The following is a 20,316-nucleotide window of genomic DNA, read 5'->3' as shown; positions in this document are numbered from 1 at the left end:
CTATTCCATCGCGAACGAAAGCACAATCGTCAGTACAACAAATGCCAACAGACCGGCGACGAACGCCCACGATTGCCATCTCGCCATATTCAGCGTGCTTCCGATGCCGAAGCGTTTTTCGACGAATATCGAGGGGTCCTCCGGATTGTAATACCAAACGCCCCACTTCCAGTAACGCTCTTCATCCGCTTCCGTCACTTCATCCGGCAATTCACCCGCTTCGTTCAGGAACAGTTTTTCGCCGCCTTGACCATATTTCCAGGTCAGATAGACGCTGTACCCAACTATGATGACCACGAACGGAATCGTCATGCCGATGATCCACTGGGCACCCTTGTCTGCGAAGAACAAGGAAAAGAAATGGATGCCGCTCAACAAGAGCTGCGTCATCACCGTCACGACCAGAAAGTAATAGGACCAGGCTTGGCGGAACAATTTGCTCTGCTTGCTGGAGAGATCGGACAGATAGGGTGAAATTTTCTGTTTCGATTTGATGAAGGAATAGTGGCTGAAAAACATCATCGGAACCATCAACAATTGTATCGCCGGCAGCATGAATACATTCACATACGTTTTATCGACGATCCGATCCGGTTCGTTCGAACTGTTCCAGTGAACAGGAAACCGATCTGGAATCAGGTCATAGAAATAAAGCGTGACCGCTACCGTCACCAACAGGATGAACAGTTGCGCCGAAACGAAAATCGAATGGGAGACTACTTTCAAATCTTTTTGATAGGCAGTATCGATGACGATTTTGGCTTTTTTCGCTTCGATTCTGATCCCGTTCGCTTCTTTCCAACTGCGGAGCTGTTTCCGTTTCTGCAGGTAAAGCAGGAAGGATAGGAAGATGAAGGCGAACATCGCGACCGTCACATAGATGCTGGTGACCATTTCAACTTTCTCCTCATCATCCCAGAGAAGAAAGAAAAAAATTGGCGCAGCGATCAATATACTACCAATCACATTTTGGTAAAGGTAGGCTTTTTTCAGCTTCAAAACGTAGGGGTCCTTCTGATGCGATGTCGGAACCGTCACTCCAAACGGCGTACTTAATCGGCTATAGTATGGCGTAATGCCGTTGACGACCCCAATAATCAAAAATAGTATCACCATGAACCAACTAAAGATCAGCATGTGCTTTCCCCTCCCCTTCCAGCTCTTTCTCGATTTCGTCCAACCAGCCGTTGAACGTTTCTTCATTGACCTCAAAAATCTGTTTGTCGATCAGGATTTCCTTGAGCTTATCCTGCATCGCCGCTTTCGTGTGCTCATTGGAAGCCATCATTGCGCGTTCGCTGACGAAATAGCCTTTCTGGTTTTTTACCAGTACGCCTTCCTCCACCAACAGATTATAGGCTTTATTCACGGTGTGCATATTGATGCCCAATTCGCTGGCCAAACTCCGGACGCTCGGTAATCCATCCCCATACGACCATTCCTTTTTGAGGATACCTATTTTGATCTGGTACATCAATTGTGTATAGATCGGCGTATCGCTGTTCGGAAGAATTTCGATGAACATATTTACCCCTCCTGTTCGTTATATAACAAGTATAACATCGCTGGCGGAATTTGCAAGCGGGAAGGGGTGGCCGGAATTGGGTACCGACTAATATTCACTCTGTCCTCCGGTTAACGCAAGCTTCGCCGGAGGACAGATCAACATTCCTATGTGTCCTCCGATGAGCACTGCCTCCTCGGAGGACAGGCTGCATTTTACCGCGTTTCTTCGGTGAACGACGGCCTCGCCGGAGTTCCACATTATTATGCACGCTCTCCTCCGGCCGCCACGCGAAAAAATTCAGCACAACACAAAAAACGTCGTGCGACCGATACCTACCAGTCGCACGACGTTTTTCCACATTTGTTATCTCTAGTAACCTTCTTGCAAAGCCCGGATGCTGTTTTCCGTCACTACCGAAGTATCGCAAAGCATATCGATCGGATGTTGTTTCTTGTTTTGGAAAGCAGCGACCAGATAGATCACAGCCACAGTTTTGCCGATATAGCGGCCGACGCCCTCGCGGATCAGGATGGTCTGCCAACTGAGTTTTTCTTCTTTGAAGCAAACGACGCGGATGCCAAAAATCATCTTCCCCAGCGTTTGGCCGTTCGTGTATTTTGTTGTCAGTATGAAATACCCTACCAAGATCAGCAACTGAAAAAATCCGTACAAGGTTAAGGGAGAACTCCCGCTCATACTGATGCCGCCCAAAGCGAAGATCGGCTTGACCAGGATCCCCATCAGGGCCTGAACGACCAGCAGATCGACAAGGTAGGCAAAGAGCCGGATCCAAAAACCGGCGAAAACGTAATCCGGATAGCGGTGAAACGGGCGTTCCTGCTGATCGGAAAATCGCTCGGCTTCCTCCCAGGCTGCTTTCTTTTTCCGGATTTCTTCCAAGCGTTCTTCATGCGTAGTGATTTGCTCTTCCATCATCACTCACCTCCGTAGAGATAAAGCAGTCTCGGAGCAGCGCTTGTCCCAAAAGTATCCCGTAGCAACTGAAGTTCAGTAAGCGTCTGATTGTCCTGGCTCGTCAGTTTGGCAGCTGCCTGAGCGAAAAACCAAGAAAAATCGGAAAACAATCCAGGTGTCGAAGTATAGTCGAACACTTCAGCATCGTCCAGGCCGTAAGCAGCTTTCATCGCTTTCAACGCATCGTCAGTGTAGGCTATCTCATCCACCAATCCAAGCGCTTGAGCTTGGGTTCCGGAATAAATCATGCCGTTCGCAACAGCGCGTACCTCTTCTTCCGGCATATCCCTTCCCGTTGAAACGACAGTGACGAAACGCTGATAAGCCTCATCGACGTAAGCCTGAAGCAACGCACGTTCTTCCTCTGTCATATCCCGATCCGGCGACCCGATGTCCTTGAGGCTGCCAGACTTGATTGTGTTGTATTCGATCCCCAACTTTTCAAGAAGCCCGGAATATTCGATCGCTTGCATGATGACACCGATCGATCCGGTGGTCGTTTCGGCAGTGGCATAAATCTTGTCCGCACCTGCGGAAATGTAGTAGCCTCCGCTTGCTGCCGTTCCTTGCATCGAAGCATAGACCGGCAGATCCTTCTCAGCAGCAATGCGGTACAATTTATCGTGTGCCTCCGCGCTTTCATAAACTCCACCGCCCGGGCTGTCGACTATCAGGAAGATCCCCTTGACCGTGTCATCCTCTTCGATGGCTTTCAACTGCTCCAAAAAAAGGTCATGATCATAACTGGAGCCGTCCGTCAGCATGCTGCCTGTTCCTGATTGGATGGTGCCTTCGATATGCAGAACCGCAATCCGGTTGGCGGCATCGCCGCTTTCCAGAACATTTTCCTGCAGGCTCGTTCCTGGAATCAGGTTGCCCGTAAGTTGACTGAGAGAATCTTCCGTTTCGGCAGTCAAACGGGACGAAAGAAATTGCGAACCGAGTGATGCCACGAAAAGCACTAGCGCGATCGCTACCGCAATCCATCTCTTTTTGTTCATCAAGCATTCCCCTTTTCATTTCGATTATTCTTGAGGATAATCCTCGGCCGGCTCTTCCTCGATTTCAGGTTCATCCAAATAGAGTCCGGATATTTCCTTGTACCATTCGAAGATATGCATTAACAGGACTTTAAGGACAGCGTACCCGGGAATACCCAAGATAAAGCCGGTCAGACCGAACAGTTTTCCAGCCGTAAGCAACACGAAGATGATCGTGACGGGATGGACCTCGAGATTGCTGCCGAGTACCTGCGGCGAAATGACGCGTCCCTCGATGAATTGCTCGATCGAGAAAACCAGCAGCACTTTTGCCAGCATCAGCGGAGAATCCACTATCGCAACGATCACCGCGGGCACCATCGCAATGAAGGAACCCATGTACGGGATGATGTTGAGGAACCCAGCCAGAATCCCAAGCACGATGCCGAATTTCATGCCGATGATGGCATAACCGATGACGAACATCAGACCGACAAAGAAGGCGACCGTAATCTGTCCGCGTACATATTGGCTGATCTGCGTGTTGATTTTCTTCAAAAGTTCGCCGATCGATTCCCGCAGATTTGTGGGAAAGAATTGCAGAAAGCTCAGAGGCAACCTGTCTCCTTCTTTCAGCAGATAATACAGGATGATCGGCATCGTGATGATTCCCACAAACGCATTCGTCAGAAGCCCCACGACGCTGCCTAGCCCGCTGACCGTGTTCGACAGGACTTCGTTCAATTTGGCGGAAACAGAGTTGAATATGTCCGAATTGATTTGATTGATCTGCTCCTGCAAAGAGGTGAACCAATCATAATTGATCAATTCGATCGTCATGCTTTCGATTGCCTGCCAATAAGCAGGAAATTCGCGGACAATCCCGATCGTCTGATCGCGGATGATCGGTATCAGAATTGCAAATCCCCAAATCATCATCAGCAGCACCAGCACGAATGCGATCCAAATCCCGACAAATCGTTTGATTCCCCTCTTCTCCATCAATGTTACCAAGGGGTTCAGCATATAAAAGAAAATACCCGCCATTATCAGCGGAAAGCCGATGACACTGAAGAAGCTGCCGATTGGACCTAAAAGATAGGAGATTTTTGAAAATACCAAAACAATCAGAAGAATCAGTAAAGTGATCAAAAGAACGGTCACGAACTTGTTGTTCAGAAACCATTTTTCGAACCACGACAAACGATTCCTTGACGTCCCTTTACGCGGGGCTCTTTCCATTGGACTCACCTTCAATCTTTCTTCTTATAGGTAATGGTAGTGCCGTCCGTTATAGTCGGCAGAATGTAAGGAGTCAAATAAATGCTTGTTTCCAGGCGTTCTTCATCCCAATTTTTGAAAATCATGGTTGTGTGGCCGATCGACTGCAAATTTTTGAGGACATGGGTACCGATATAGGATATGCGGTATTCCTGATCGTCAAACAAAATCCGATCCCCGTCCGCCAGTTCGAACCATTCCTGAGGCTCGACAAAACGATGGATGACGGAAACCTCCTGCAACGGCTCCGTTGCGCTGTCATCGAACAGGATGATCATCGGTTCCTTTATATCTATTGCTTTTTCTCCAATTTGAATTACTTTGCTTTGCATGGACATATCTCCTTTTCAGACACTTATTACAATTTCTATTCTATCACAGTTTTTTGGGCAAACCATTGATTATGCCGTTGAATCCAAGTTTATTTGCTCGGTGAGCTTTTTTTCCTGTCATTGTCTAGGGCATTTGTTATAATGGAATTATCATAATATTTAGGAGGTCTTTGGATGGAACAAGTTTTATATCTTGGCTCTTACACGAAAAGAGAAAGCAAAGGGGTTCATCAAATCATTTTGGACACCGATAAAAAAGAATTGCGTGATTATCGCTTGATTGCGGAAGTCGATAGCCCTACTTACCTGGACTTATCTGCCGACAAAGAAATGCTGTACACGATTTCCAAAACGGACGAAGGCGGCGGCATCACCTCTTTCAAGAAAAATGAAAACGGAACCTATGATAAGGTAGCCGAAATTTCTCCTGAGGGATCTGCGCCTTGCTACATCTATTTCGACGAAGACAGAAAATTGCTTTTCACTGCCAATTACCATGGCGGTTACTTGACTGTCTACAAAGAGAACTCTGACGGTTCATTCACGATGACGGACCGTGCGCAACATGTGGGTTCAAGCATCCATGAAAATCAAACCATCCCGCATGTGCACTACAGCGCGCTTTCCCCGGACAAGAAATTCTTGTTGGCCTGCGATTTGGGTACCGACGAAGTTTACACCTACACAGTTTCTGGTGAAGGTAAACTGGCGGAAGTTGCCCGTTATAAAGCGACACCTGGCACAGGCCCGCGTCACCTGGTTTTCCATCCGAACGGCAAAGTGGCTTACTTGTTCGGCGAATTGAGCAGCGATGTCGAAGTGTTGGCATATGATGCGGCTGCCGGTACTTTCTCCTTGCTGCAAGTCATCACGACTATCCCTGAAGAGCATACCGGTTTCAACGGCGGTGCGGCTATCCGCATTTCCGCTGACGGCAAATTCGTTTATGCTTCCAACCGCGGCCATGATTCATTGGTTGTCTATGCGGTATCCGAAGACGGCGAAACATTGTCATTGGTGGAATACGTCCCTACCGAAGGGAACACACCGCGTGACTTCAACTTGGATCCGAGCGGCCAATTCGTGATCGTGGCTCATCAGGATTCCGACAACCTGACTTTATTCGAACGCGATGCTGAAACGGGCAAATTGACGTTGCTGCAAAAAGACGTCTACGCGCCAGAATGCGTTTGCGTATTCTACTAAAATCATCAGGAAAAGCATTTCCCCCACGTTCGGATAGAGCGTGGGGGTTTTTGTTTTCACAACACGGCTGAGCAGATAAGTTACCTCGGCGAGTCCCTCTCCTGTATACTCGACTTATGGATTATCTGAACGGAGGCGTGAACTGACATGATTACAGGTTTTCACCATCTCACCGCCATCACCAAAGATGCGGAGAAGAACAAAACTTTTTACACCGAAATTTTGGGGTTGCGCCTTGTCAAGCAGACGGTCAATCAGGACAATTTGACCGATCCCCACCTTTTTTATGGCGACTACCAGGGAACCCCTGGTACGATTCTGACCTTTTTCGAGTTGCCTAGAGTCGGCCAACGTCATGAAGAAGACAGCTTCATCCATGAAGTGCTGTTGAAGATCCCTCTAGGCAGTCTGAAGTTCTGGAGGGACCGGCTCACTGCGGGATCCATCAGCTCCATTGAAAGCAATCAATTCGGCTGCACTTTTTTGGATCCCGACGACCTGAAAATCAGCCTGGTCGAAGTGCCCGAAGTGATCGCGGCCGATCAGGCGACCCGCCACAGCGATGTGCCTGCCGAATTCCAGATCATCGGAATCCAAGGCATCCACTACACTGTGGCCGACCTTGGAAAAACGGAAACCTTTTTCCGCGAAGTGTTGGGCATGAAACTGCAAGGTTACACTGCCCATCCGCTCCTTGCCCCGGATGAGGAAAGTCGGCTGATCCAATCCGCCAGCCTGAAGCCTTCCCGTCTCGGAAAAGGCGCCATCGACCATATCGCTTACAGCGTTTTGGACCGTGGAGACTTGGATCTGATCCTCGGTAAGGCAAGAGAGTACAAGGTCACCGTAGAAAAAATAATCGACCGCGGTTATTTCCAGAGCCTGTATCTGCGCGAACCGAGCGGATTGCGCATCGAGATAGCGACCGAGCAACCGGGCTTCACGTTGGACGAACCGCTGGAAAAACTCGGGGGAACGTTTGCCCTCCCTGATTTCCTGAAAACGAAACGAAAAACGATTGAAGCCAACATACTGAACAGAAAGAAGTGAGCCTATGCAGCATTATAATACCGACGACCTCAACACGAAACAAATGTACAAATTTTTGACAGGAAGCATCATCCCCCGCCCGATCGCCTGGATCACCACCCAGAATCAGGAAACGCAGGTCGTCAACGCAGCGCCCTTCAGTTTCTTCAGTGTCGCCTCGAATGTGCTGCCGCTGATCAGCGTGGCCATTCTGAGGAACGGCGGGAAAATCAAAGATTCCGCCAAAAACCTGCTGGCTACCCGGCAAGGCGTCGTCCACATCGTCAGCGAAGACTTGGTGGAGGAGATGAACAGGACGGCCGCCCAATTACCGGACACGGAGAGCGAAATCGATCTGACGGAATTGACGTTGACCGCCAGCCTCACAGTCTCCGTCCCCGCCATCAAAGAAGCAAAAATCCGGATGGAAACCACCGTCCACCAATATGTGCCCCTGACGGATGCGGAGGGCAATGTGCTGACGGATCTGTTCATCTTGCGCGTCGAAGAGTTCCTTTTTGATGAATCGGTGTTCGATCAGGAGAAGCAATACGTTTTGGCAGAGAAATTGGAGCCTGTCGCCAGACTGGCCGGCAACGATTATACAAAGCTCGGGGAAATCTTTTCGCTGGAACGTCCTTAGCGGGCTATATGTTGGCTGAAGTTGTTCGGAAAACAACCGGCACCGTTCAGCCGATACATCCGGCTTTCGCAGCGATTTATACCCATAACGACGAAAAAACTTCACCCGGCAATCATCCGGATGAAGCTTTTTTGCGTATTTTCTGTTATTCCTTCGGCAGGACGCTTCCGATTTCTGCTTTTACGGCAGCTTCCCCGGTCACATCCAGGCTGAAGTTTTTTACTTTGTCCATATTTGTGATCACGACGACCATCGCGGAATCTTTGCCGGCTTCCTGCAGTTGCGCCAGATCCACTTTTGCGATCAATGTATCCGCAGTCAGAGCCTGGCCTTCCTTCACGAATATTTCGAATGGTTTCCCGTTCAACTCAACCGTATCCAATCCCATGTGCAACAAAATCTCCAAGCCGCTGTCCAACAATATGCCTACCGCATGCTTCGTCGGAAACACGCTCAACACTTTTCCATTTGCCGGTGAATAGATGTCTCCGTCTGAAGGGATGACCGCGTATCCGTCCCCCATCATTTTTTGGGAAAACACAGGGTCTGCAACATCCGAAACAGGTACCACTACACCGTTGGCTGGTGAATACAAGATTTCCTTCTCAACCGGCAGTTTTCCCTTTTTATCATCCTTCTTAAAAAAGCCAAACATGCTATCGCCTCTTCCTTATGTAAATGAGCTTGTGTGAAAATTAGTATACTTCATTTTAACATAAGCAGCCGCGTATTGTGAATTTTTTTTGCACCGCTTACATCAAAAAGCGTCCGCCATTTCCTTAAGAATCCTTGAAAAGGATTGGCTAATCTTTTTCATTTCGCTATACTAGATGATGGAGTATCAAAAAAATGCACAACAGAAAGGATATTATATGGAATTTATGGAAATACTGAAAGCAATCATCCTCGGCATCGTTGAGGGTATCACCGAATGGCTGCCAATCAGCAGCACCGGACATATGATCCTGGTTGAAGAGTTCATCCAACTGGACCTTTCCCAGGCATTCAAGGAAATGTTCTTCTATGTGATTCAGCTCGGCGCCATCCTCGCCGTAGTCGTCATTTATTTTCACAAACTGAATCCCTTCTCCCCAAGCAAAAGCAAGGAAGAAAAAACGCAGACTTGGGATATCTGGAAAAAAGTAGTCATCGGATGTATCCCGGCGGCTGCCATCGGCTTGCCATTGAACGACTGGGCCGACGAAAACCTGCTGAACTCGACAGTGGTGGCGATGGCGCTGATCATCTACGGGATTTTGTTCATCGTCATCGAAAACAAGCACAAGGATCGCGAACCGAGCATCACCGATTTCAGCCAATTGACCTATATGAAGGCTTTCCAGATCGGTTTGTTCCAGGCGCTCTCGATCATCCCGGGCACCTCGCGCTCCGGCTCCTCCATCCTGGGGAGCATCGTTTTGGGCACTTCCCGCTTCATCGCGACGGAATTCTCTTTCTTCATGAGCATCCCGATCATGTTCGGGATCAGCTTCCTGAAGATCATCAAATTCGGCTTCGACTTTACAGGCCTTGAATTCGCCGTGCTTTTGTCCGGCATGCTGACGGCTTTCCTCGTTTCGATCGTCGCCATCAAATTCCTGATTGGTTACCTGAAACGCAACGACTTCAAGGCATTCGGCTGGTACCGGATTGTGCTTGGGGCAATTGTCCTGATCTATTTCATGTTTGTCTGAATAATGAGTTTGGCCATCCTCTAGAGGGTGGCTTTTTGTTTTGGGCGCTGTTGTGCTCAAACTCTTTATTGATAATTATTACAATCTGCAAATTCCAGGTATCCTTCTGATTTTATTGCTGTGCGCAATTTCGGGCGTCCATAAATTGTGTCTGATTTATGGATATTGAGAATGAGATTCATTTCTGTTTGATTATAATGATTATAATCTGGACTTCTTTAGTGCTATCATGAAGGCATAAAAGGAAGGAGTGTCACTCATGAAAGACTTATTCAAGAATAAAGCGATGATCGCAACCATGATCAGCGGCGTTCTCATCATTCTTGGCATTGTGTTGCAATGGCAAAACTTTGATACAGCTGCAGCCATCATTTTCGTTCTATCTTTCATCATAGGCGGCTATAAACAAGCTAAAGAAGGTTTCATCGATACAGTTGAACATAAACATCTGAACGTCGATATTTTGATGGTGCTTGCCGCAGTCGGTGCCTCGCTGATCGGCTACTGGATGGAAGGTGCGCTGCTTATCTTCATCTTCTCGCTATCCGGTTCGCTGGAGGAATACGCGACCGATAAAAGTACCCAAGCGATCACTGCATTGATGAACATTGTCCCTGAAATCGCAAAACGCATCAACCCGGACGGTTCAATCGAAGACGTCGCAGTCAAAGAGCTTAAGGTCGGCGATACTTTATTAGTACCTAAAGGCGCCAGCATCCCCATCGACGGCACGATCGCATCGGGCCAAGGTCTGATCGATGAAGCTGCCATTTCCGGCGAATCCGTCCCTGTCGAAAAGACTGTCGGCGATGATATCTTCGGAAGTACTATCAACCTGAGCGAAGCGTTGACGATGACCGTCTCGAAAGAATCCAAGGATACCCTCTTCGCCAAAATTATCCGCATGGTCGAAGAAGCGCAAAAGACCCCTTCGAAGACGGCAAGCTTCATCAACCGCATCGAAAACACCTATGTCAAAATCGTCCTAATTTTTGTGCCAGTCATGATCGCTGTGTTTTATTTCCTGCTGGATTGGGGTTGGAATGAATCATTCTATCGCGGCATGGTGCTGTTGACGGTGGCCTCCCCTTGCGCATTGGTGGCATCCGCCACTCCGGCTGTCCTTTCCGCCATTTCCAATGCAGCCAAGCACGGTATCCTGTTCAAAGGCGGCATTCCGATCGAGAACTTCTCGGCGATGGATTGCATCGCTCTCGACAAAACAGGCACGCTGACGGAAGGCAAACCGAAAGTGACGGAGGCCAGCTATCTGGCAGGCACCGACGAAAAACACATCATGTCCGTCGTCTATGCTTTGGAACACTCCTCGACCCATCCGATCGCTTCCGCATTGGTCCAACATCTCGACACGAAGGAATATGTGAAGTCGCAAATGGATACGATCCAGGATCTTACCGGTTTCGGATTGGCTGGCGAAGCATTCGGAAGCCAATGGAAAATCGGCAAAAAATCCTTCGTTGTAAATGATGAACTGAATGAGCCTCCATTCGTAAAAGAAGCTTTCGCGCTCCAAAATGAAGGAAAGACCGTCATTTACGTTTCACAGGATGATAAGGTCGTGGCCTATTATGCTTTATTGGATACCCCTAAATCAGAGGCAAAAGACATGATCGCCTTTTTCAAAGCCAATGGTGTCCATACGATCATGATCACCGGCGACAATGAAGCAACAGGGCAAACAATCGGTAAGCAATTGGGTGTGGATGAAATCCGCGCAAACTGTCTTCCCGAAGATAAAACCACGATCCTGAAAGATCTTCAGGCGAAATACAATCTGGTCGCGATGGTCGGAGACGGCGTGAATGACGCCCCTGCACTGGCAAATGCTGATATCGGCATCGCTATGGGCGAAGGAACAGACATCGCCATGGAAACGGCTGATGTCGTTCTGATGAAGAGCGAGCTGGACAAGTTGGAATATTGTTATGGCTTATCGAAGAAGCTGAAGAAGATCACCATGCAGAACATCATCTTTTCAATCAGCGTCATCCTCATTTTGATCATGTCAAACCTGTTCCAACTCATCAACCTTCCGCTTGGGGTAATCGGACACGAAGGCAGCACGATTCTGGTCATAATGAACAGTCTACGGCTCCTGGCGAAAATCCCTACCCACCACTTCAAGGGCACTGCAAAACCGGCCGGAAAGCCTTCCAGCGCAAGCCTCGTACAAGAAAAGTAATCTTCCCAAAGTCTCAGATATAAAAAAGAAAGCGTTCGGGCAATGACCCCGAACGCTTTCTTTTTAGTAGTTGCACCGGAAAGACAAAATACACGAAAACAGGCATCGATGAAGTCATTCTCATCGATGCCTGTTGCTGTTTTAGTCTAGTCTTTTTTTGCGGGGAAGAATGCATCGTACAGTACTTTGACTGCTCTCGCTTCATCCTTTTCGTCGATCCCGAACATGATGCTGACTTCTGACGAACCTTGGTTGATCATTTCCAGGTTGATGTCCGCTTCAGCCAGTGCGGTACAGGCCTTCGCTACTGTCCCGACGGAATTGACCATGCCTTCGCCGACGATCATCAATAAGCAAATGCCGCCCTTGACCTGAACATCGTCCGCTTCCAATTCGTTCTTCAAGCGGTACAGCAACTCTTGTTCCTGCTGCATCGTCATTTGATTGGCGCGCAGGATGATCGACAAATCGTCGATACCGGATGGCATGTGTTCAAAGTTCAAGTTGAAATCTTCGAATATCTGCAGCACTCTGCGGCCGAACCCGACTTCTCGGTTCATCAGGTATTTGCCGATGTAGATGCTCATGAAGCCGGTCGAACTTGCGATACCTGAAACGATTTGTTTGTTTTCAGGTTTCGTTCTCGTGATGCTGGTACCTGGAGCAGACGGATTGTTGGTGTTTTTGACGACTACCGGGATTCCGGCGCTGAATGCCGGCTGCAAAGCTTCATCATGGAAGACTGAAAATCCGCTGTAGGATAATTCACGCATTTCACGATAGGTCAATTGTTTGATTTTTTTAGGGTGTTTGACCATTTTAGGGTTTGCCACGTAAATGGCGTCAACGTCCGTAAAGTTTTCATACAGGCTGGCTTTGACACCGTTGGCGACGATTGCGCCGGAGATGTCCGATCCCCCTCTTGAGAATGTAAGCAATTGTCCATCTTTCGTGTAACCGAAGAACCCCGGGAACACGATGATTTCTTTCGAATCCCGCAATGCATAAAGATTTTTGAAGGATTCCGGCAATACCCGCGCATTCCCTGGGTTGTCGGTTACCAAAAGGCCGGCATCCTTCGGGTTGACGTATTTGGCAGGGATTCCCTCTTTATTGAAAAATGCAGCTACAAGGATGGCGCTGTTGTCTTCGCCGCTGGCTTTGTAGGCATCCAGCGCATACAATTCGTTGTAGAATTTCGTCTGGATCAACTTCTCATAGTTTTTGGAAATGATGTCCATGACACTTGGATCGATTTCCAATTCATCGACGATATCTTGATATCTTTTCAGGATCGTCTTCAGCGTTTTTTGGTGATCTTCTTTATTTTTTACCTCATCAGCCAGCTTGATCAACAAATCCGTAACTTTTTCGTCCGAGTCATTGCGCTTTCCTGGTGCTGAAACGACCACGATTCTTCTGTCTGCGTCATCTTTCACAATCTGCAATACTTTTTTCAATTGAGTCCCATTCGCAAGGGAACTCCCGCCAAATTTAATAACCTTCAAACCGAACACTTCCTCGCTTGATTTCTTTAATGAATTTTTAATTTTGTAATTGTATTTTCATTTATGCTTTAGAATATCATCATATCACAGCTATGGCAATTACCTTTTCAAACTTTACATCATTTGTAACATATTTGTATTGTTAATGCTATGGCCATTTGCAAAAAAAGGAATATACTATGAGTTAACTTATTGTGGGAGGTTTCAAATCAGTGAAAAAAAATAATCCTTGGAGGATTGTCGTCGGATTATCCGTAATCGCAAGCATCAGCTCTGCTTTGTTCAAGTCAAATCGCAATGCCGGTAAAAGCCTATCAACAACGTACACCCCTTACATCGGCACGTGGAAAAACGACGCACAGTCCTTGAAGGTTGAAATTACTGATAATCTGGAGATTCTCCTGAACAACAAAAAATTAAAGGCAACCCTTGAAGAAGCCAAACCCAACGAATTGGTCTTCCGCGACCATTTCGGCTATTACTTGATTCTGAAAAAAGATACATCCCCTACTCTGACCATCTATGATGAGGCGGAAGAACAAGAATTCTACTTCAAACGTGAAACCGACAAATAGCGAATCTCTTATGCGCATTAACACATACGCCCCTCATCAGGGCGTTTTTTTTTGTTGAGTAATCGGCGACAGTGGCCGGATGTGCATCAGCGTATTCGCTGTACAAACAAAAATAAACGACAAAAGCAGGGGCTGCCCCATATCATTCCCGAGGCAGCCCTTGCTTTCTTTAGATAAAATTGATTGCTGTCTGTACGCACAGTCGGTTAGTTTTGTGGTTTGATCTTCCAGATTTCATCCGCGTAACGCAGAATCGTGTAATCCGATGAAAACGGCCCCGAGCTCGCTATATTCATCAGCGCCATGCGGTTCCATCTGTCTCTGTCAGAAAACGCCTTATCCGCTTCATATTGAGCTTGCAGGTAGCTGTCGAAATCTTTAAGCAGGAAATACTCGTCATTGTACATGACCAGCGAATCGAAGATATCCCGCGCTTCAGTCTCGACGCCAGGAATCGTCCCATCAATGAGCAGATTCAGGATCCGTTTCAAACGTGGATTCTTTTCATAGATATCTCTTGAATTGTATACGCCATTGCGGTAATATTCCTGCACTTCATCACTCTTCAGACCGAAGATGAAGATGTTGTCTTCACCGACGTTATCCCTGATTTCAACATTGGCCCCATCCAAGGTCGCCATCGTGACGGCACCATTCGACATCAGCTTCATGTTGCTGGTGCCGGAAGCTTCCTTGCCGGCAAGAGAAATCTGTTCGCTGATATCAGCTGCAGGGATGATCAATTCCGCCAACGACACGCCGTAATTCTCAACGAAAACAATCTTGATTTTGTCGTTGAGGGCAGGATCGTTGTTGATCATGTCCGCAATCGCATTGATCAGCTTGATGATCTGTTTCGCATAATAATAGCTAGGTGCGGCTTTTGCGCCGAATATGAAGACACGTTTCTGCAGGTTGATTTTCGGATTATCCTTCAATTGCAGATATCTATCCAAAATATGCAGAACGTTCAACAGTTGGCGTTTATAGGCGTGCAATCGTTTGATCTGCACGTCGAACAATGCCGTCGGATCGATTTCGAGATTCATTTCTTTTAGCGCATAGGCCGCAAAACGTTTTTTGTTTGCCAGTTTGACTTGTTCCAGCTTATCCAGGACAGCTTTATTGTCGCGGTGCGCCTTCAGAATTTTGATTTCTTCCGGATCGCTCTTCCACTCCGCACCGATCGTCTCATCAAGCATTGCGGTCAGATTCTCATTTGCGATCTGAACCCAGCGTCTTTGCGTGATCCCGTTCGTTTTGTTGTTGAATTTTTGCGGATACATCACGTAGAAGTCATGCAGCGTGTCAGCCATCAGGATATCCGTATGCAGTTTGGCGACGCCGTTTACGCTATGGCTGCCGATTATAGCAAGGTTGGCCATCTTGATCTGGCCATTGGCGATGATGGCAGTGCGCTGAGTTAATTCCTCGCCATATAACGGCGTTTTTTTGTCGATATGACGGCGGTTGATTTCCTGGATGATTTGGTAGATGCGCGGCAACAGATCCGAAATCATCGTTTCCGGCCAACGCTCCATCGCTTCCTGGAGGATCGTGTGGTTGGTGTAGCTGACTGTTTTCTTCGTGATTTCCCACGCTTGATCCCAAGTCAACCCTTCCTCGTCCAACAAAATCCGCATCAATTCAGGGATTGCCAAAGTCGGGTGGGTGTCATTGATATGGATTGCGATTTTATCCGGGAAAAGACTCCAGTCCAAGTTCAGACGTTTGAAATAACGGACGATGCTCTGGACACCGGCGGATGAAAAGAAATATTCCTGTTGGACACGCAAAAGCCGTCCTTCGTAGTTGGAATCATCCGGATACAGCACTTCGGTAATGCGTTTGACTTCTTCACGTTGTTCTTCTGTGGAAAAACGCGCTTCATCCCCGTAAGGAATTTCCGCTGACCAAAGCCGCAGGTTATTGACGATGCCGTTATTGTAGCCGACCTGCGCGGTATCGTAAGGAACCGCTAGGATATCACGGGTATTTTCGTGACGCACACGCAACTTGCCTTCTCCATCCTGCGTAAAGCTGACATCTCCGCCGAAACGGACGATGACGGCCTTGTTCTCTTTGCGGACTTCCCAGACGTTCCGGTTGCGCAGCCAATTCTCGGGCAATTCAATCTGATAGCCGTTTATGAATTTTTGTTTGAAAAGACCATAACGGTAACGGATTCCATTGCCGTTGCCGGCAAGACCGGTCGACGCGATGGAATCCATGAAACAGGAAGCCAACCGTCCGAGGCCGCCGTTCCCCAAAGCCGGATCGACTTCAGCACGTGCCACCTCATCCAAGTCAAGACCCATCTCTTCCATTCCTTGCTTAACACAGTCCAATATGCCCATATTCAGGAGGTTACTTTTCAGCATCCTTCCGGGCAGGAACTCCATCGAAAAGTAATAGACTTGCTTTTCCTTTTTCTTGTTATAATTCGTTATAGTTTGTATCCAGTCCTCGGAATAACGCCCGCGGACCAAGTCCCCCAGCGCAATGAACTGCTCAGTTTTCGAGCCATCCTCATAACTATAGGCGAATAATTCTTCGAATGTTTTTTGGTATTCCTTTTTGAACTCTTGGACGTCAAATGCCATATATGCTTCAACTCCTTCTATTCGTTGACCAGTGACTGATAGACGTCTAGGTAATCCTTAGCGGGTTCTTCCCAGCTGAAATCGCGGCTCATCGCTTCGCGAACCATTTCTGCCCATGCTTTCGGTTGGTTCTCATATACATCCAACGCTCGGTAGATCGTACCCAACAGCGCATAGCCGCTGAAATCCATGAAAGTAAAGCCGGTTCCTTCACCCGTATAAGCATTGTAAGGGACAACCGTATCCTTCAGACCGCCCGTCTCGTGCACGATCGGCAAAGTGCCGTAGCGCAAAGAAATCATCTGCGACAGGCCGCATGGTTCGAATGCGGAAGGCATCAGGAACAGATCCGCGCCTGCGTACATCTGCTGCGCCAAGGAGATGTCAAAATCGATGACCGCCGCGAAACGATCAGGATATTTGGCAGCAAAGTAACGGAATGAATTCTCGTATTCCGCTTCGCCGGTCCCGAGTATCGCAACCTGTACATCACGGGCATTCAATAGTTCTTCGGTCTTTTCCTGCACAAGTTGGTAGCCTTTCTGATCCGTCAAGCGTCCGACGCTCGTGATCAACGGGATATCGGGATTCACTTCCAATCCCAAACGCTCCTGCAGGGCCGCTTTGTTTTTTGCTTTGCCGGTCAAATCGTCGGCAGAGAAATGGTATTCCAGTTTTGGATCGGTCTCGGGATCATTGACATCGTAATCGATTCCGTTGATGATTCCTTTGATTTTCCAGCTGTTGTACCGCAGCGTCCCTTCCAGCCCTTCGCCGAATTCCTGCGTCTGGATTTCATTCGCATAGGATGGGCTGACCGTCGTGACGACATCAGAGAAATTGATGCCACCTTTCATGAAGTTGACGTTCTCATAATACTTTACGCCGGCTTCATGGTAGATGTTCATGCCTGTCCCGAAGATGCTCGTCAGGATGGACGGATCGTAGACACCTTGGAAACGGATGTTGTGGATCGTGATGACTTTGCGGATGCTTTGGTATGCTTGGATCCAGTGGTATTTATCCACAAGCAGGACCGGAACCATGGCCGTATGCCAATCATTCACATGAACGACATCCGGGATGAAGTCAATTTTTTCCATCATTTCGCAGATCGCCAAGGAGAAGAAACCGAATCGTTCGGCATCATCCATTTGGCCGTACAGGGAAGGACGATCGAAATAGGCCTGATTATCGATGAAGTAATAGGTTACGCCATCCAATTCCAAAGTTTTGATACCGCAATACATGCTTTTCCAACCGACTTGCACACGGAAATGAATCAATTCCTTGATGTCTGCTTTGTATTTTGCAGGCATGGTCGAGTAGTACGGAAGCACTACCCTGATATCCACGCCTTGTTTTACTAACTCCTTCGGCAATGCGTACGCGACATCGCCGAGACCACCTGTTTTGAAAAAAGGAGCAGCCTCACTTGCGGCAAATAAAATTTTCATCGTGCGCATCCTTCTTTCTAAACTGTGATTGTTTTATTTTTTTCGATTACAACAAGATTATCCTTCGTACCTTTCAAAGTGACGCCGGGTCCGATGGTTACATTCTTGTCCAGGATGCAGTATTCCAGGACTGATCCTTCACCGATCTTTGCGCCCTGCATGATGATGCTCTTGCGGACTTCGGCATCCTTAGCGATATTCACTTTACGGTGGATCAAGGAATCCTCGACTGTGCCTTCAATGACGCAGCCGGTAGCGAACTGGGCATTTTTCACATGTGCCTCTTTAGCATAATAGGTCGGCGCGCCGTTCTTCACTTTGGTGATGACGTTTTGGCTGCCGTGGAAAAGCGCTGAAAATTTATTCTTTTCCAGCATTTCCATGTTCGCGTTGAAGTAAGCCGGGATGGAGTCGATATTAGCCAAATACCCTGTATATTCATAGGTATTGACTTGGTATTCCGGCAGATAGTGTTCGATCAGCTTGTCCGCATCGAGGTTTAGCCCTTCAAGTTCAGCACGCTGGATCAATTCCAGCATCTTGTCTGCTCTCATGAAGTACATGTTCATGCTCATGGCGAAACGATCCAGTTCTGAAGATGCGTCTTTTGCATCCACCAAATGAAGCAAGTATTCATCGCGATCAATCTGAAGGACTTTTTCATGCGGTCTGTTTTCAAGGAAAGCTCGGGGCACACTCTTATAGAGTACGGTGACATCGCCATCTTTTGCCAGATGATGTTGCATAACCGCTTTGATGTCAATGTTCGCCACGATTTTGCTGCCCATGATGACAACATACTCCGCTTGAGAACGATAGATGAACTCTTTATGATTCATGTAGAAATCCAGTGCATCGCCGTTTCGTTCCTGAACTGCTTTCAGCATCTGTTGGGAATAGGTAAAGATCCCGCCGGTCAAGCCGGATTCAAGATTCCAAACGGAACCGCTGCGGATATGATCGTAGATCGAACGGCCGCTGCCGGCGATGAACATGCCCACTGATTGGATTTCAGCATGGCTGATGCTCGAAAGATTGAAATCGATCAAGCGATAACGACTCGCAAATGGTAATGAAGCAATCGGGCGGATACGCGTCAAAGGTTTCAACGCTGTCTCGTCCTCGGTCAAGTTTAAAATGGCACAGATTCTATTCATCTTCATCTTTCAGTCCTCCAATAACTTCAGCATATCCGACAACTTCGATTTCACCGTTCTTGCCGATGACATTCGCGTTGTCGGCAATTTTTGCATTTTCCCCAATGATGGCATGCTCGATTGTAACATTCTCTCCGATTGTTACATTCGCCATGATCAAACTGTCGCGTACGACTGACCCATTGCCGACCCGAACATTCTGGGAAAGAATTGAATGGGTGATTTCACCAGCCACATAGCAACCGTCAACGATCATGGAATCCGTCACATCTGATGTCTCTGTCAGGAACTGCGGAGGGGAAACCGGATTTTTCGAATAGATGCGCCATTCTTCATCCCTGATGTTCAGGATGTGGTCAGGATCCAGGAATTCCATGTTCGCTTCCCACAGGCTTTCGATGGTACCGACATCTTTCCAATAACCATCAAATGCATAAGCAAAGCAGTTTTCGCCATTTTCCAGATAGGTCGGGATGACATTTTTTCCGAAATCTTCCATCTCGCGTTGTTTCGCTTGATCTTCCACCAAGTATTTACGCAGCACCTGCCAATTGAAGATATAGATCCCCATTGATGCCAGATTGCTTTTCGGTTCTTTCGGTTTTTCTTCGAACTCGATGATGCGGTTGGTCTGATCCGTATTCATGATCCCGAAGCGCGGTGCTTCCTCCATCGGAACCGGGATGACGCCGACTGTCAAACTGGCCTTGTGTGCAATATGGAATTCCAACATATTGGAGTAGTCCATCTTGTAGATATGGTCGCCGGAGAGCACCAGTACGTATTCCGGATTGTATCTGTCGATATAGGCGATGTTTTGATAAATCGCATGTGCGGTCCCTTTGAACCACTTTTCCCCATCCGCACTCGAATACGGCTGCAGGATAGTAGCTCCGCCGTCTCCGCCGTTCAGTCCCCATGGTTCACCGTTTCCGATGTGTTCATTCAATTCCAAAGGTTGATACTGTGTCACAACCCCGACTTTATTGATGCCTGAGTTGGCACAGTTGCTTAAAGCAAAATCGATTATTCGATATTTTCCGCCGAACGGAACGGCCGGTTTGGCAGTTTCGCGCGTCAATTTTCCAAGCCGAGTGCCTTGCCCTCCGGCTAATATCATTGCTACCATTTGATTTTTCATAGTATCAGGAAGATTGCCTCTTCCT

General features: G+C 47.8%; 18 protein-coding genes. 6 read left to right on the top strand and 12 right to left on the bottom strand.

Annotation, left to right across the window (positions count from 1 at the left end; translation table 11 throughout):
• From BM184_RS05805 to BM184_RS05780, 6 genes are all read right to left on the bottom strand, one after another.
• Complete coding sequence (locus BM184_RS05805) at positions 1–1,137, bottom strand: DUF1648 domain-containing protein (protein WP_177208560.1); 1,137 nt, start codon at positions 1,135–1,137, stop codon at positions 1–3.
• Positions 1,124–1,525, bottom strand: coding sequence for a GntR family transcriptional regulator (locus tag BM184_RS05800; protein ID WP_086942563.1), 402 nt, complete (start codon positions 1,523–1,525; stop codon positions 1,124–1,126). The genes BM184_RS05805 and BM184_RS05800 overlap by 14 nt, the downstream gene beginning before the upstream one ends.
• Before the next feature lie 351 nt (positions 1,526–1,876).
• A complete protein-coding gene (locus tag BM184_RS05795) occupies positions 1,877–2,443 on the bottom strand; it encodes an RDD family protein (protein ID WP_245830658.1) in 567 nt (188 codons plus the stop codon).
• Positions 2,443–3,483, bottom strand: coding sequence for a signal peptide peptidase SppA (gene sppA, locus BM184_RS05790; protein WP_086942562.1), 1,041 nt, complete (start codon positions 3,481–3,483; stop codon positions 2,443–2,445). The genes BM184_RS05795 and sppA overlap by 1 nt, the downstream gene beginning before the upstream one ends.
• 24 nt (positions 3,484–3,507) lie before the next feature.
• Positions 3,508–4,704, bottom strand: a complete 1,197-nt coding sequence (locus BM184_RS05785) for an AI-2E family transporter (protein ID WP_086942561.1) — start codon at positions 4,702–4,704, stop codon at positions 3,508–3,510.
• Between the two features lie 11 nt (positions 4,705–4,715).
• The gene (locus BM184_RS05780; protein WP_177208559.1) at positions 4,716–5,075 is read right to left on the bottom strand and encodes a PTS glucitol/sorbitol transporter subunit IIA; all 360 of its coding nucleotides are present in this window, start codon (positions 5,073–5,075) and stop codon (positions 4,716–4,718) included.
• A 174-nt stretch (positions 5,076–5,249) separates the two neighbouring features.
• Here BM184_RS05780 and BM184_RS05775 point away from each other — a divergent pair, with 174 nt between their 5' ends.
• The 3 genes from BM184_RS05775 (at position 5,250) to BM184_RS05765 (ending at position 7,953) form a co-directional block, all read left to right on the top strand.
• A complete protein-coding gene (locus tag BM184_RS05775) occupies positions 5,250–6,281 on the top strand; it encodes a lactonase family protein (protein ID WP_086942559.1) in 1,032 nt (343 codons plus the stop codon).
• Positions 6,282–6,428: 147 nt separating this feature from the next.
• Complete coding sequence (locus BM184_RS05770) at positions 6,429–7,331, top strand: VOC family protein (protein WP_086942558.1); 903 nt, start codon at positions 6,429–6,431, stop codon at positions 7,329–7,331.
• A gap of 4 nt (positions 7,332–7,335) precedes the next feature.
• Positions 7,336–7,953: a flavin reductase family protein gene (locus BM184_RS05765; protein WP_086942557.1), complete on the top strand. Its 618-nt coding sequence runs from the start codon at positions 7,336–7,338 to the stop codon at positions 7,951–7,953.
• A 145-nt stretch (positions 7,954–8,098) separates the two neighbouring features.
• Here the strand turns inward: BM184_RS05765 and BM184_RS05760 are convergent, their stop codons facing one another.
• The gene (locus BM184_RS05760) at positions 8,099–8,608 is read right to left on the bottom strand and encodes a PTS sugar transporter subunit IIA (protein ID WP_086942556.1); all 510 of its coding nucleotides are present in this window, start codon (positions 8,606–8,608) and stop codon (positions 8,099–8,101) included.
• Between the two features lie 217 nt (positions 8,609–8,825).
• Here BM184_RS05760 and BM184_RS05755 point away from each other — a divergent pair, with 217 nt between their 5' ends.
• Together BM184_RS05755 and BM184_RS05750 are read left to right on the top strand one after the other, a co-directional pair.
• Positions 8,826–9,647, top strand: coding sequence for an undecaprenyl-diphosphate phosphatase (locus BM184_RS05755; RefSeq protein ID WP_086942723.1), 822 nt, complete (start codon positions 8,826–8,828; stop codon positions 9,645–9,647).
• Positions 9,648–9,906: 259 nt separating this feature from the next.
• On the top strand, positions 9,907–11,850 hold the full coding sequence (locus BM184_RS05750; protein WP_086942555.1) for a heavy metal translocating P-type ATPase: 1,944 nt from the start codon (positions 9,907–9,909) through the stop codon (positions 11,848–11,850).
• Positions 11,851–11,996: 146 nt separating this feature from the next.
• Here the strand turns inward: BM184_RS05750 and BM184_RS05745 are convergent, their stop codons facing one another.
• Positions 11,997–13,358: an aspartate kinase gene (locus tag BM184_RS05745; RefSeq protein ID WP_086942554.1), complete on the bottom strand. Its 1,362-nt coding sequence runs from the start codon at positions 13,356–13,358 to the stop codon at positions 11,997–11,999.
• Positions 13,359–13,570: 212 nt separating this feature from the next.
• Between BM184_RS05745 and BM184_RS05740 the strand changes: the two genes are divergently transcribed.
• Entirely contained in the window at positions 13,571–13,933 is a 363-nt protein-coding gene (locus BM184_RS05740; RefSeq protein WP_177208558.1) for a DUF4828 domain-containing protein, read from the top strand.
• Positions 13,934–14,139: 206 nt separating this feature from the next.
• Here the strand turns inward: BM184_RS05740 and BM184_RS05735 are convergent, their stop codons facing one another.
• Genes BM184_RS05735 through BM184_RS05720 form a run of 4 tightly spaced genes read right to left on the bottom strand, consistent with a single transcriptional unit; the run spans position 14,140 to position 20,291 of the window.
• Positions 14,140–16,536 carry a glycogen/starch/alpha-glucan phosphorylase gene (locus BM184_RS05735; RefSeq protein WP_086942552.1) on the bottom strand — a complete coding sequence of 799 codons (2,397 nt, stop codon included), beginning with the start codon at positions 16,534–16,536 and terminating at the stop codon, positions 14,140–14,142.
• A gap of 17 nt (positions 16,537–16,553) precedes the next feature.
• Positions 16,554–17,993: a glycogen synthase GlgA gene (gene glgA / locus BM184_RS05730; protein WP_086942551.1), complete on the bottom strand. Its 1,440-nt coding sequence runs from the start codon at positions 17,991–17,993 to the stop codon at positions 16,554–16,556.
• Between the two features lie 17 nt (positions 17,994–18,010).
• A complete protein-coding gene (gene glgD, locus BM184_RS05725; RefSeq protein WP_086942550.1) occupies positions 18,011–19,156 on the bottom strand; it encodes a glucose-1-phosphate adenylyltransferase subunit GlgD in 1,146 nt (381 codons plus the stop codon).
• Entirely contained in the window at positions 19,143–20,291 is a 1,149-nt protein-coding gene (locus tag BM184_RS05720; RefSeq protein ID WP_086942549.1) for a glucose-1-phosphate adenylyltransferase, read from the bottom strand. Before BM184_RS05720 ends, glgD begins: the two co-directional genes overlap by 14 nt.
• Positions 20,292–20,316: the final 25 nt, after the last annotated feature.

Origin of the sequence: Trichococcus pasteurii (assembly GCF_900112935.1) — a bacterium.
In the GTDB taxonomy this organism is placed as follows: Bacteria; Bacillota; Bacilli; order Lactobacillales; family Aerococcaceae; genus Trichococcus; species Trichococcus pasteurii.
The sequence above is the reverse complement of the archived record's forward strand: the minus strand, read 5'-3'. Positions and strand labels throughout refer to the sequence as shown.